The sequence below is a fragment of the Terrabacter lapilli genome (assembly GCF_039531305.1).
In the GTDB taxonomy this organism is placed as follows: Bacteria; Actinomycetota; Actinomycetes; order Actinomycetales; family Dermatophilaceae; genus Terrabacter; species Terrabacter lapilli.
On record NZ_BAAAPU010000007.1, the window covers coordinates 636,441 to 648,762 of the forward strand.

Sequence of the window (12,322 nt, forward strand, 5' to 3'; positions counted from 1 at the left end):
GCGCGAATCGTCGCGAGGTCGGATCCTGGCGCCGTGGCTCAGGTGCGCGCTGCGGCCAGCTGCGGCCGCGTGAGGAAGAGGGCTCCCTCGAGCCGCGCCCCGCGCAGGTCGGCGTCGCGCAGGTCCGCGCCCAGCAGGTCGGCCCAGCGCAGGTCCGCGTCGCGCAGGTCTGCGGCGATGAGCAGCGCCCCGCGCAGGTCCGCCGTGCGCAGGTCGCGGCCTTGCAGGTCGGCGGCGACGAGGTCGGCGCCGGCTCGCACCCGCCGCGGGGGCACGGGTATGCCGTCACGCCGGCGACGTCGCGCACGCTCCCGCGCACTGACGTCGCGGAGCAGCTCGCCGACGCGCGAGCGCAGGGCCACGAGGTCGACGGCGAGCACCTGCTCCGGCGATCCGGCCGTGGCGGCGTCGACCTCGGCGAGCGCGGCGGTGACCCCGTCGCGCAGCGGGCCCTCCGTCTCGAGGACGAGGGCGTCGTGGAGGTGGACGAGCATCTCGTGGAGCTGGCGCATGACGGGCAGGACGGCATACATCGTCGGGGCGGTGCCGGGCGCCTCGCGCCACGAGACGCCGCCGAAGGTGACCTGCGAGACCTGCTGGCCCGCGCCGAAGCAGTCGAACGTCACGCAGCCGCGCCAGCCCTCCGAGGCGAGCCGGTCGTGGATGCCGCAGCGGTGGTCCGCCAGCAGGTTGCGGCACGGCTCGCCCCCGGCCTTGTCGACCGGGAAGTCGGCCGAGCGCGCGAACGGCAGGGCCACGCAGCACAGGCCGAAGCACCGCGTGCAGTCCGCCTCGAGACGGCTCACAGCAGCGAGCGCGGGTCGTCGGGGATGTCGGCGGCGTACGCCTGGAGCAGCTGGAGCGGGACGACCTCGAGGGCGCGCTCGTGGGTGGCCGCGAGGACGACCGGTGCGGCCGCGCCGTCCTGGTGGGACTGCAGCCAGCGCTGCGCGACGACGCACCAGCGGTCGCCGGGGGTCAGCCCCGGGAAGCGCCACTCGGGGCGGGGGGTCAGGAGGTCGTTGCCCACGCTGCGCTGGTGCTCGAGGAACTCCTTCGTGGCGACGACGCAGACCGTGTGGCTGCCGCGGTCCTCGGGACCGGTCGTGCAGTAGCCGTCGCGGTAGAAGCCCGTCAGCGGGTCGGTGCCGCACCCCTCGAGCTCCCCGCCGAGCACGTTCCGCTCACGCGTTGCCATGCGCCCAACCTACTGGCCGAGCGCAATGTGGCGCCCGGTGTCGGACAGGGCCACTTTGCGTCCCCTTTACCCTTTGCGGTGCAAATCGTGACTCTGGGCGGTAGTGTCCGGCTGACGGCACCGGTACAGGGCGGCGCCGGTGCCCGATGCAGGAGCTGTGAGTCCCGTGATGACCGGTGCGACACACGACGAGCGACGCGGCGACCACGCGCGCCGCGGTGCGCGAGCGGGTTCGCGTTCGCTGCGGGTCATGCGCCACACTGACCCGGTGATGCCCGAAATGTCCGGTACGACGGGTCTGGACGACGCGTCCTCCGCGCTGTCGGCACGAGCCGGTGCGGGCCTGGTCGAGCACCCGCGGGTCGACCTCCTCGCGGCCGACCCCGGCAGCCGTCACCTCCCCGAGGGGGCGGTGGCGGGGTTCGCCCTCCTCGGCGCACTGGTCCTCCTCAGCTGCCTCGTCGGCGGCCCGACGGGCGGGTTCGTCGTCGTCGGCGTCTCCACCCTGCTGACCACCTGTGCGGGGCTCGTCACGGGCCACCTCTCCCTCGGCCAGGTCGGCGGGCAGCGCAGTGCCAGCGCGCTCCTCGGCGTCGGCGCCGCCGCGCTGATCCTCGGCTCGGTGGTCTCCGAGCACGACAGGCCGGCTCCCGGGGTCGCTGCCGGCACGCCCGTCCCGGTCAGCGCAGAGAGCGCGGTGCAGGCTTCGAGGACGTATGCCGCCGGCAGCGCCACGCCGTCCCGGTCGGTGCCGGTGACGGTGGCCTCCGCGTCGCCGACCGGCTCGGCCGGGCCCGTGACGGACGCGGGCCTGACCCTGTCCCCGGACGCCCTCGCTCCCCGTCCGACCGAGGGAGTGGAAGGCGGAGTGGACGGCGGCACGGGCAAGGGCACGGGTGCCCCGAGGCCGAAGGGCTCCGAGCAGGGCACAGGGCAGGGCTCCGAGCAGGGCACAGCGCAGGGCACCGGCAAGGCCGGGCCTGCCGTCGACGTCGCCCCGAGGACTCCCCAGGCCTCGCACGCCAAGCCCGCCGTGCCCGCGCAGGCGGCCAAGGGGGCCACGGCCAAGCCGGGCAAGAGCAAGCCGGGCAAGAGCAAGCCGGCCCAGAGCAAGCCGGCCAAGAGCAGGCCGCCGGTCGCGGTCCGGCACGGCTTCGCGATCGTGGCCTCGGCGGTGCGCGACCTGCTCTGACGACCGAGGCGTGGCGACGCGGCTGGGGCGAGGCGAGTGCTGCCTGCAGCGGGGCGGTGCGTGTGCCACAGTGACCCCGTGGGGAAATCAATGACCCGAGCCACGATCATCTGGTTCGTCGGCGCCGCGGTCGTCGGGGCGGTCGCGGGCGGCCTGCACCTGCTCCGTTCCCAGACCGGTGGCGCGCACGAGGGCCTGCCCCTTGCCGTCGGTGCCTTCGGGCTGACCGTGGTCGCCGCGGCCATGCTGTTCCACGGCGTGATGGTGGCCGCCGGTGAGCAGGACGCCCTCGCCGGTCCCGACCCCGTGGTCGAGGACGACGGGGTCGGCGACACCGAGCAGACCGACGAGGTCGCCGGGCTGCACGAGCACCAGGACGTGCATGAGCAGGTGCACGAGCACGGGGCCGAGGCTGGGATCGAGGCAGACGCGGGGATCGCGGCAGACGCGGAGGTGCAGGAGATCGCACCCGAGCGGCACGACGGTGAGCGGCCGAGCGACGAGACGGCATACGACCCCGCGTCGTCCGACGACGGGCAGGCCGTCTACACGTTCCGGCGCGGCAAGCCGGTTCGTGAGCAGGCGGAGCGGACCGGCCGCCCGCCGCGGCGGGACCGCCCCGCGTAGGGATGGACGCCGGGCCCGCCCTCGACCGCCCGGGGTGGGTGCTGCACGTCGACCTCGACCAGTTCATCGCCGCGGTCGAGGTGCTGCGGCGACCCGAGCTGGCCGGCAAGCCCGTCATCGTCGGGGGTCGCGGCGACCCGACCGAGCGGGCCGTGGTGTCGACGGCGAGCTACGAGGCACGGCAGTTCGGCGTCGGGTCCGGCATGCCGCTGCGCATCGCCGCGCGCAAGGTGCCCGACGCGGTGATCCTGCCGGTCGACGCCGCCGCCTACACCGAGGCCTCGGAGCACGTCATGGAGGCGCTGCGCGGACTCGGCGTCGTCGTCGAGGTGCTCGGCTGGGACGAGGCGTTCCTCGGCGTGCGCACCGACGACCCGGAGGCCTTCGCCGAGCGGGTCCGCGCGACGGTGCTCGACGCGACCGACCTGCACTGCTCGGTCGGCATCGGCGACAACAAGGTGCGGGCCAAGATCGCGACGGGCTTCGGCAAGCCGCGCGGCGTCTTCCGGCTCACGGCAGCCAACTGGTTCGACGTCATGGGGGACCGCCCGACCATCGACCTCTGGGGGGTCGGCGCCAGGGTGTCCAAGCGGCTGGCCGGCCACGGCATCGCGACGGTGCGCCAGCTCGCGGAGGCGGACGAGGCGGTGCTCGTCGGGGAGTTCGGGCCGCGCATGGGGGTGTGGTACTCCCAGCTGGGGCGCGGCATCGGGTCGGCGGTCGTCGACGACACCCCGTGGGTGGCGCGGGGGCACAGCCGCGAGACGACCTTCCAGAGCAACCTCACCACTCCCGAGCAGGTGCGGGCCGCCGTCAGGGAGCTCGCCTCGCAGGTCTTCGACGACACCGTCAGGGAGGGGCGGCCGGTCTTCAGGGTCGCGCTCAAGGTGCGTTACGCACCCTTCTTCACGCAGACCAGGGCGCGCAAGCTGCCCGCCCCGACGAGCGACCGCGAGGTCGTGGTCGACGCCGCCGTGGCGCTCGCCGACGCCCTCGACCCGGCCCGGGAGGTCCGGCTGCTCGGGGTGCGCGCCGAGATGGTGATGCCCGAGGACGGTGACCCCGTCGAGCGCACGCCGGTGCGCGGGCGCATCTGAGGCGGGCCGCGCCGGCTCCCATGTTGGTGTCCTACCGTCGCTCCATGCCAACTCCTCCTGACGGCGCGGTGGACGTGCGCCGACGGTTCGCCGGCGGGCGGGCGACGGGTGCGGTGCCGACCCTCCTGGTGCTCCTCGCCGTGTTCGCCCTGCTCTACCTGGTGCGCGACGCGGCCTACCGCGCGACCGCCTCCGGAGCCGTGGCGCTGCCCTCGGTCGTCGGTGGGTTCTTCGAGGTGGTCGGCGAGCTCGGGCTCGTCGTGCTGGCGCTGGCGTTCGCCGTCCTGGCGTGGCGGGCGCGGTCGCGCGGGCTCCAGCACGTCACGGTGGCGGTCGCGGCCGCCGCCTCCACCGTGGCCGCCTACGTCCTCAGCGAGGTGGTCAAGGGCATGGTCCGCGAGGAGCGGCCCTGCCGTGCCCTCGTGGTCCGCACGGTCGCCGCGTGCCCCCCACGCGACGACTGGTCGTGGCCGAGCAACCACGCCGTCATCGCCGGGGCGCTCGCCACGGCGGTCGTCGTCCTGTCGCCGGTCTGGTGGCGCTTCGTCGCCCCGCTCGCGCTGGCCGTGTGTGCCTCGCGGGTGGTCACGGGGGCGCACTACTGGCATGACGTGGTGGCCGGGGTGTCCGTCGGCGTGGTCGTCGTGTGGTTCGGCACGTGGGCGCTCGCCCCCGTGACCTACCGGCTGCTCGAGCGCTCGGCCGCCGGGGGACCGGCCCGCTGGCGCCGCCTGCTGGGAGAGGACGAGATCGTGCCGTATGCCGCCGAGGGCGACCAGCTGCCAGGGTGACGGGTGCTGGGCCGGACGGTGCCGCTCAGACGGTGGCCTCTCGCGGCGCGGGCGCGGACGAGCCGCTGCGGCTGAGCGCCGGCGCACGGTGCAGGAAGTCGACGAGAGGTGCCAGCTCCGGCACCTCGCCGGCGCTGCGCAGCGACTCCTCGAGCACCGCGTCGTGGGTGGGCGCAGCCTCGCGGTAGAGCGCCCAGCCACCCTCGGTGAGCTCGGTGTAGATGCCGCGTCGGTCGTCGGCGCACAGCACCCGGGTCAGCAGACCACGGTCCTCGAGCCGGTTGACGAGGCGCGTCGTGGCCGACGAGGAGAGAGCTGCGGCGCGGGCGAGCTGGCTCATCCGCATGTGCCAGCCGTCCTGGCGTGACAGCGCGTCGAGCACGGTGAACTCGACGACCGAGACGCCGTGGCGACGCACGAGCTCACGCTCGAGCGCGGTCTCGATGTGCCCGTGCAGGGCGGCGAGGGTGCGCCACCCGGAGGCGCGCACCTCGACGGCGGAGTCGGCGATACCCATGCCGCCAGTGTACTCGGCGTTTGCAATAGACCGCGTGTGCAACTAACGTCCCCGTCGTCAAGTAGTTGCACACGCGGCATACCGGCGACAGCAAGGGGGCTGGTCGGGTCCTGCGCCACCGTTCGGAAGGAAGTGTCACAGTCGTGCCACTCGGTCTCATCGCCCTCGCGCTCGGGGGCTTCGGCATCGGGCTGACGGAGTTCGTCATCGCCGGCCTGCTCAGCACCGTCGCCGGGGACATGGGGGTCACCATCCCCGTCGCCGGCTACCTCATCAGCGGCTACGCCCTCGCCGTCGTGGTGGGCGCCCTGGCGCTGACGCCCCTGCTGTCCTCGTGGCACCCCAAGCGGGCGCTGCTCGCGCTCATGGTGCTCTTCGTCGCCGGCAACGCCCTCTCCGCCGCCGCCACCGGCTACGGCCTGCTGCTCACCGGCCGCGTCGTCGCCGCGCTCGCGCACGGCGCCTTCTTCGGCATCGGGTCGGTCGTCGCGGCCTCCCTCGTGGCGCCGGACCGCAAGGCCGGGGCCATCTCGATCATGTTCGGAGGGCTCACCCTCGCCAACGTCCTCGGTGTCCCGCTCGGCACCTTCGTCGGCCAGCAGTGGGGCTGGCGTGCCACCTTCGCGGTCATCGCGGTCGTCGGCGTCCTCGCCTTCGCCGGCATCGCCGCCCTCGTTCCCGCCGGCCCGGCGCATTCGACCGGTGCCTCTGACGGGGCTCGGACCGGAGGCCTGCGAGCCGAGCTGGCGGCGTTCCGCAACCGGCAGGTGTGGTTCTCCCTGGGGATGACGGTCCTCGTCTTCGGTGGCATGTTCGGCGCCTTCATGTACGTCGAGCCGCTCCTGACCCGCGTCACCGGCTTCGACGAGTCGGCGGTGCCGTGGCTGCTCGTGCTCTTCGGGATCGGGCTCTTCGCCGGCAACCTGCTCGGCGGCCGCTGGGCAGACCGGGCGCTGGCCCGCACCCTCACCGCGCTCACGCTGGCGCTCGCCGTCTCGCTCGTCGCCTTCGCGCTCCTGGCGGGCAGCCGCCTCGGCGCGGCGGCGATGCTCCTGTCGATGGGCTTCTTCGGGTTCGCGACCGTGCCCGGCCTGCAGATGCGGGTCCTCGCGCACGCCTCCGGTGCACCGACGATGGCCTCCTCGGCCAACATCGCCGCCTTCAACGTCGGCAACTTCCTCGGGGTCTGGGTCTCGGGCCTGACGATCGCCGCCGGCCTCGGCTGGACCTCACCGCTCTGGGTCGGTGCCGGCTTCGCCACCCTCGGGCTGGGCGTGCTGCTCCTGGCCGGGGCGGCCGGGGCGGCGGGGGCGACCGGGGCGGCGGGGGCGCCCGCGGCGGAGCAGGCGGCGCCGGTCGACCTCGCCACGTGCTGAGCCGCTGAGCGAGGCAGGACGCACGCGACCCCGGCAGCCGAGTGGCTGCCGGGGTCGATGTGTCGGTCGAGGGAGTGGCCGGGCCGGGTCGGTCAGGCGCGACCGTGGGCCGCGCGGCTGCGGCGGGAGATGGCGTCCACCGTCACGGCCAGGAGCAGGACGGCGCCGGTGATCATGTAGAGCTCGGGGGACTGCAGGTTGATCAGGTTGAGCCCGTTCGAGATCGACTGGAGCACGAGGATGCCCAGCAGGGCCGAGTAGGCGGAGCCGCGGCCACCGAAGAGGCTCGTGCCACCGATGACGGCAGCGGCGATCGCGTTGAGGTTCGTGTCCCCGCCACCGCTGCTCTGGCCCACCGACGAGAGCCTGGCCATGGCGAAGACACCGCCGAGTGCCGCGAACGTCGAGCACAGCGCGAACACCGAGATGTAGACGCGCTTGACGTTGATGCCGGCACGACGAGCCGCCTCGACGTTGCCGCCGACGGCCATCACCGAACGCCCCCAGCGGGTGCGTCGTATCGCGAAGTCCATGATGACGACGAGCGCGAGGAAGACGAGGAACATCACGGACACGCCGCGGTCCCGGTTGAGCACGTACACCGGCAGGAGCAGGAGCACCGCGAGGGCCGCGGCCCGAACGGCGATGGCGCCCACCGGGGTGGTGGAGAGCCCGGCCTCCGAACGACGCGAGTTGGCGCGGAGGCGACTGATGGCATACGCCGCGACGACGAGCAGGGCGAGGACGTAGGCCACGGCGTCGGGCAGGAAGGCCTGCTGCGCGAACTTCGTCAGCGCCGACTCGAACGGGATGTTGATGGAGCCGGTGTCACCGAGGACCTTGAGCTGCAAGCCGAGGAAGCCCAGCAGGCCGGCGAGGGTGATGACGAAGCTCGGCACGCCGAACCTGGTGAAGATCGCACCGTAGGAGATGCCGATGACGGCGCCCACGCCAAGGCCGGCGAGGATCGCGACGACGAGCGGCCACCCGGACTTGACGAAGGTGACGCCGACGATGGACGCCGCCAGGCCGCTGATCGAGCCGACCGACAGGTCGATCTCTCCGAGCAGCAGCACGAGCACGATGCCGATGGCAATGGTGCCGATGGCCGCGCTCTGCAGCGTGAGGTTGACGAGGTTGCGACTGGAGAGGAACGCCGGGTTGAGGCTCTGGAAGACGATCCAGATGACGACGAGGCCGATCACGACGGGCAGCGCGCCGAGGTCTCCGCTACGGAGGCGTGAGATGAAGACGCGCACGGCGCCGGACACGCCGCTCTGCCCGATCAGGCGCTCGTCCTGCAGGTCGGCGGGGACGATGTCCGATGCGGTCGGGTCGGCCGGGACCGCTGTGTCGCGGGTGGGTTCGGGAGTCGTGGTGCTCACTGCTGCTCCTCGCTCTGCTCGCGTCGCGAGGCACGCTCGGACACGGCATTGGTCGTGGCGCCGGTGATCGCGGCGATGATCTCCTGGGCGTTGGTCTGGCTGACGTCGAAAGTGCCGTTGTTGCGGCCGAGTCGCAGCACCGTCACCCGGTCGGCCACCGCCATGACGTCGCTCATGTTGTGGCTGATGAGGATGACGCCATGGCCGTTCTCACGGAGCCGCTCGACGAGGTTGAGCACCTCGGCGGTCTGGGCGACGCCGAGGGCAGCCGTCGGCTCGTCGAGCATGACGACCTTGGGGTTGCCGAGCAGAGAGCGGGCGATCGCCACGGTCTGGCGCTGGCCGCCCGACAGGCTGGCGACCGGGATGCGCACCGACGGGATCCGGGCCGACAGCTGCCGCAGCAGCCGCCAGCTCTCCTTCTCCATCGTCACCTCGTCCAGGGAACGGGCGTTGTAGAGCTCACGGCCGAGGAAGAGGTTGGCCACGACATCGAGGTTGTCGCAGAGGGCGAGGTCCTGGAAGACCGTCGCGATGCCGAGGCGCTGGGCCTCGGCCGGGCTGCTCACGGTCGCCGGCTTGCCGTCGAACTCCATGGTGCCCTCGTCGGGGGCGTAGACGCCCGCGATGGCCTTGACGAGCGTCGACTTGCCGGCGCCGTTGTCGCCGACGAGTGCGACGACCTCGTGCGAGTTGACGTCGAAGTCGACGCCGCTCAGGGCCTGCACGGCGCCGAACCGCTTGGAGATCCCCCTGAGGGAGAGCACGGCCGTCCTCGCCGGGGCCGGAGGTGGTGAGGTGGTAGCAGTCATGAGAGTCCTTGGGTCGGTCCGGTCGCAGGGCCGGAGATGCGGGACGGAAGGGGCTCGTGCTCGTCGCTGAGGGCGGTGCGTCCGCCCCTTCGACGCGCCGGACGCAGCGCCGGGTGGGTGGGCTCGCGCCCACCCACCCGGTCTACACCCGCGCGATCACGAGAGACAGGTGTTCTCGGTGATCAGCTGATGCCGGCTGCCGTGCAGGCTGCGGCGACCTCACCCGTGCAGATGTCGCTGACCTTGTAGATGCCGTCCTTGACGACCGTGTCCTTCACGTTCGCCTTGGTCACGGCGATCGGGGAGAGGATCGTCGAGGGGACGGACTTGAAGTCGGTGGTCTTGGCCGGGGTCTTGCCGTTGGCCAGGGCGATGGCCGCGGCCGCGGCGGCCGAGGCCTCGGGCTTGATCGGCTTGTAGATCGTCATGGCCTGGTCACCCACGAGGATGCGCTGGATCGCGGCGAGCTCGGAGTCCTGACCGGTGACCGGCGGGAGCGGCTTGACGCCCCCACCCTTGAGCGCCGCGATGGCTCCGCCCGCGGTGCCGTCGTTGGCGGCATAGACGCCGACGAGGTTGTTCTTCACCGCCGAGATCTGGCCGTCCATCCACGACTGGGCCTTGTCCGGGCTCCAGTCGGGGGTGTCGTACTCGGCGGCGACCTTGTAGCCGCTGCCGTCGATGACGCTGTGGGCGCCGGCCTTGAAGTCGGCGGCGTTCGGGTCGGTGGGCGCGCCGTTGATCATGACGAGGTCGCCCGAGGTCTTGCCGTTCTTCTTCATGACGTCGACCAGGGTCTGCGCCTGGAGCTTGCCGACGGTCGCGTTGTCGAAGGAGACGTAGTAGTTGGCGCCCTCGATGAAGCGGTCGTAGGCCACGACGGGGACGTTGCTGGACTTGGCGCTCGCGACGACCGACGCGGCGGCCTTGCCGTCGACCGGGTCGAGCACCAGGACGTTGGCACCCTGCGTCAGGGCCGACTCGGCCTGCTGCTGCTGCTTGGCGGCGTCCTGGTCGGCGTTGCTGTAGAGGATGGTGCAGTCGGCGCAGGCGGCCTTGACGGCCGCCTCGAAGAGCGGCTTGTCGAAGGTCTCGTAGCGCGTGGTCTTCGACTCGGGGAGCAGCAGGGCGATCTTCTTGCCGCCGCCGCCGGCAGCGGAGCCCCCGCTGCTCGAGCCGGACGAGGTGTCGTTGCTGCCGCAGGCCGCGATCGAGGTGAGGCCCAGACCGGCCGCAAGAGCGATGCCGGCGAGGCGAGTAGAGCGAGCACGCATGGTGTGGAACTCCCTTGTTCTTGCGCCGGCAACCACGATGGTGCAGGCCCGTACTCCGGAGTAAAGGGGTTGTGGGGCTTGGCGTCAAGGCTTGAATTCAAGACGTTGACGAAACTGTGACCAAGAGGCCCTCGGCGGCGGCGTGCACCGCCTCCGCGGCGACGATGGCGCCGACGACATCGGCGTCGGTGTGCAGCTCCGAGGCGCGCACGACGAGGGAGGCCGTTGCGCTGGGGATCGCGCTGCGCTCGAGGGCGTGCCGCATCGGCACTGTGATGACGTCCCCCACGAGCGAGAGCTGACCTCCGAGCACGACCACCTCGGGGTTGAGCAGGTTGACGAGCCCGGCCAGGGCCACGCCGAGGTGACGGCCGGCATCGTGGAGCACCCGGCGGCACCCGGGGTCCCCCTCGATGGCCTTGCCGATGATGTCGCGCAGGGTGAGGCGGCCGTGCGAGCCCGCCAGGGCCTCGCTCAGGGCGTGGGCGCCGATGAAGGTCTCGAGGCACCCTCGGTTGCCGCAACGGCAGACCGGTCCGTGCTCGTCGATGGTCAGGTGGCCGATCTCGCCCGCGGTCCCCGCGCTGCCGCGGAAGACCTCCCCGCCCAGCACGAGGCCGGCTCCGACGCCGTAGGACAGCTTGATGTACGCCCCGTCCTGGACGCCTTGCAGCGCACCGCATCTCAGCTCGCCGAGCGCGCCGAGGTTGGCCGTGTTGTCCACGGAGACCGGCGCGCCCAAGTGCCCCCGGATCTCCTGCGCGACGTCGACGCCGCGCCACCCGGGAAGGATGCTCTCCGACCCGACCTGGCCCGTCACGCTGTCGACGGGTGCCGGGACGCCGACACCGACGGCCTTGACGTCCGGCATCGTCTTGCCCGACTTCTCCACGAGGTCGTAGACCAGACGGGTGGCCCGCTCGATGCCCTCGTCGGCGTTGTGGTTGGCCGGCAGGGGCATGCGCTGGCGGCCGACGATGTCGCGGGGGCCGGTGGCGATGGCGACGCGGACGTCCCGGTCGCCGAACGCGATGCCGGCGAGCAGCGTGTTGCCCGTCGCGAGTGAGACGAGGACGGCGCGACGGCCGTTTCGGATGCTCGGTGCCAGCTCGACGGCGCCCGCGCTGTCGAGGTCCCTGACCACGTTGGACACGGTGGCCGGACTGAGTCCGGTGGAGCCGGCGATCTCGACCTGGGTCATCGCCCCCTGCTCGCGCAGGGCCTCGAGCACGCGGAGCCGGTTGGCCTCCCGCAGGGAAGCCTGCGAGCCGGGAGCCGCGTGCGTTGCGTTCACGGGGTAAAGATAAGCGGACGGGTCGGGCGTTGGGTAGCCCAGCCCGCCCTGCACGGGCCACCTGCGCTCACAGAGCCGCCGCGACCGACCGGCCCGCAGTCCTGCCGCTGAACAGGCAGCCACCGAGGAACGTGCCCTCGAGCGAGTTGTAGCCGTGCATGCCGCCACCGCCGAAACCGCTGACCTCCCCGGCCGCGTAGACCCCGGGCAACGGGTCGCCGTCGGACCGCAGCACCCTCGCGGCCAGGTCCGTCTCGAGGCCGCCGAGCGTCTTGCGGGTCAGGATGTTGAGCCGCACCGCGATGAGCGGTCCTGCCGCCGGGTCCAGCAGGCGGTGCGGGCGCGCGACGCGGATCAGCTTGTCTCCCAGATAGTTGCGGGCGCCCCGGATCGCGGTCACCTGCGCGTCCTTGCTGAAGTCGTTGTCGAGCTCGTTGTCGCGGGCCACGATCGTGCGCCGCAGCGACTCCACCTCGAGCAGGTCCTCGCCCGTGAGGTCGTTCATGCCGCGCACGAGGTCGTCCAGGGAGTCGGCGACGACGAAGTCCTTCCCGTGCCGCTTGAACGCCTCCACCGGAGCCGGGGCGCCGCTGCGGGCCCGGCCGAGCACCTGCCTCACGTCCTTGCCCGTCAGGTCGGGGTTCTGCTCGGAGCCGGAGAGCGCGAACTCCTTCTCGATGATGCGCTGGGTGAGCACGAACCAGGAGTAGTCGTGGCCGGTCGAGAGGATGTGCCGCAGTGTGCCCAGGGTGTCGAAGC

13 protein-coding genes are annotated in these 12,322 nt (G+C 72.4%); 5 read left to right on the top strand and 8 right to left on the bottom strand.

Annotated features, from left to right (window positions below):
• Nucleotides 1-38 precede the first annotated feature (38 nt).
• Nucleotides 39-806: a pentapeptide repeat-containing protein gene (locus tag ABD241_RS10910; protein WP_344061924.1), complete on the bottom strand. Its 768-nt coding sequence runs from the start codon at nt 804-806 to the stop codon at nt 39-41.
• A complete protein-coding gene (locus ABD241_RS10915) occupies nt 803-1,198 on the bottom strand; it encodes a DUF2237 family protein (RefSeq protein WP_344061927.1) in 396 nt (131 codons plus the stop codon). The genes ABD241_RS10910 and ABD241_RS10915 overlap by 4 nt, the downstream gene beginning before the upstream one ends.
• A gap of 250 nt (nt 1,199-1,448) precedes the next feature.
• Between ABD241_RS10915 and ABD241_RS10920 the strand changes: the two genes are divergently transcribed.
• From ABD241_RS10920 to ABD241_RS10935, 4 genes are all read left to right on the top strand, one after another.
• A complete protein-coding gene (locus ABD241_RS10920; RefSeq protein WP_344061929.1) occupies nt 1,449-2,390 on the top strand; it encodes a hypothetical protein in 942 nt (313 codons plus the stop codon).
• Nucleotides 2,391-2,468: 78 nt separating this feature from the next.
• A complete protein-coding gene (locus tag ABD241_RS10925; protein WP_344061931.1) occupies nt 2,469-3,017 on the top strand; it encodes a hypothetical protein in 549 nt (182 codons plus the stop codon).
• Nucleotides 3,018-3,019: 2 nt separating this feature from the next.
• Nucleotides 3,020-4,114 (top strand): DNA polymerase IV, encoded by a 1,095-nt coding sequence (locus ABD241_RS10930; RefSeq protein ID WP_344061934.1) that lies wholly within the window; start codon nt 3,020-3,022, stop codon nt 4,112-4,114.
• Nucleotides 4,115-4,158: 44 nt separating this feature from the next.
• Nucleotides 4,159-4,905: a phosphatase PAP2 family protein gene (locus tag ABD241_RS10935; RefSeq protein WP_344061937.1), complete on the top strand. Its 747-nt coding sequence runs from the start codon at nt 4,159-4,161 to the stop codon at nt 4,903-4,905.
• Nucleotides 4,906-4,930: 25 nt separating this feature from the next.
• Here ABD241_RS10935 and ABD241_RS10940 read toward each other — a convergent pair whose 3' ends face one another.
• Nucleotides 4,931-5,422, bottom strand: a complete 492-nt coding sequence (locus tag ABD241_RS10940) for a MarR family winged helix-turn-helix transcriptional regulator (protein WP_344061940.1) — start codon at nt 5,420-5,422, stop codon at nt 4,931-4,933.
• A gap of 143 nt (nt 5,423-5,565) precedes the next feature.
• On the opposite strand from ABD241_RS10940, the gene ABD241_RS10945 reads away from it, so the two are divergent.
• Entirely contained in the window at nt 5,566-6,798 is a 1,233-nt protein-coding gene (locus tag ABD241_RS10945; protein WP_344061943.1) for an MFS transporter, read from the top strand.
• 92 nt (nt 6,799-6,890) lie between these two features.
• Here ABD241_RS10945 and ABD241_RS10950 read toward each other — a convergent pair whose 3' ends face one another.
• The 5 genes from ABD241_RS10950 to ABD241_RS10970 all read right to left on the bottom strand — a co-directional run.
• Nucleotides 6,891-8,183 carry a sugar ABC transporter permease gene (locus tag ABD241_RS10950; RefSeq protein WP_344061946.1) on the bottom strand — a complete coding sequence of 431 codons (1,293 nt, stop codon included), beginning with the start codon at nt 8,181-8,183 and terminating at the stop codon, nt 6,891-6,893.
• On the bottom strand, nt 8,180-8,995 hold the full coding sequence (locus ABD241_RS10955) for an ATP-binding cassette domain-containing protein (RefSeq protein WP_344061949.1): 816 nt from the start codon (nt 8,993-8,995) through the stop codon (nt 8,180-8,182). The genes ABD241_RS10950 and ABD241_RS10955 overlap by 4 nt, the downstream gene beginning before the upstream one ends.
• Nucleotides 8,996-9,177: 182 nt before the next feature.
• On the bottom strand, nt 9,178-10,269 hold the full coding sequence (locus ABD241_RS10960; RefSeq protein WP_344061952.1) for a substrate-binding domain-containing protein: 1,092 nt from the start codon (nt 10,267-10,269) through the stop codon (nt 9,178-9,180).
• A 97-nt stretch (nt 10,270-10,366) separates the two neighbouring features.
• A complete protein-coding gene (locus ABD241_RS10965; RefSeq protein ID WP_344061955.1) occupies nt 10,367-11,563 on the bottom strand; it encodes an ROK family transcriptional regulator in 1,197 nt (398 codons plus the stop codon).
• Nucleotides 11,564-11,630: 67 nt separating this feature from the next.
• Nucleotides 11,631-12,322, bottom strand: a 692-nt coding sequence (locus tag ABD241_RS10970) for an FAD-binding protein (RefSeq protein WP_344061958.1), incomplete at its 5' end; no start/stop codon positions are given.

Excerpts from the sequence above, each read along its gene's own strand:
- ABD241_RS10940 (WP_344061940.1), bottom strand. The coding sequence starts at position 5,422 with ATGGGTATCGCCGACTCCGCCGTCGAGGTGCGCGCCTCCGGGTGGCGC.
- ABD241_RS10955 (WP_344061949.1), bottom strand. The coding sequence starts at position 8,995 with ATGACTGCTACCACCTCACCACCTCCGGCCCCGGCGAGGACGGCCGTG.
- ABD241_RS10915 (WP_344061927.1), bottom strand. The coding sequence starts at position 1,198 with ATGGCAACGCGTGAGCGGAACGTGCTCGGCGGGGAGCTCGAGGGGTGC.
- ABD241_RS10930 (WP_344061934.1), top strand. The coding sequence starts at position 3,020 with ATGGACGCCGGGCCCGCCCTCGACCGCCCGGGGTGGGTGCTGCACGTC.
- ABD241_RS10960 (WP_344061952.1), bottom strand. The coding sequence starts at position 10,269 with ATGCGTGCTCGCTCTACTCGCCTCGCCGGCATCGCTCTTGCGGCCGGT.
- ABD241_RS10935 (WP_344061937.1), top strand. The coding sequence starts at position 4,159 with ATGCCAACTCCTCCTGACGGCGCGGTGGACGTGCGCCGACGGTTCGCC.
- ABD241_RS10920 (WP_344061929.1), top strand. The coding sequence starts at position 1,449 with ATGCGCCACACTGACCCGGTGATGCCCGAAATGTCCGGTACGACGGGT.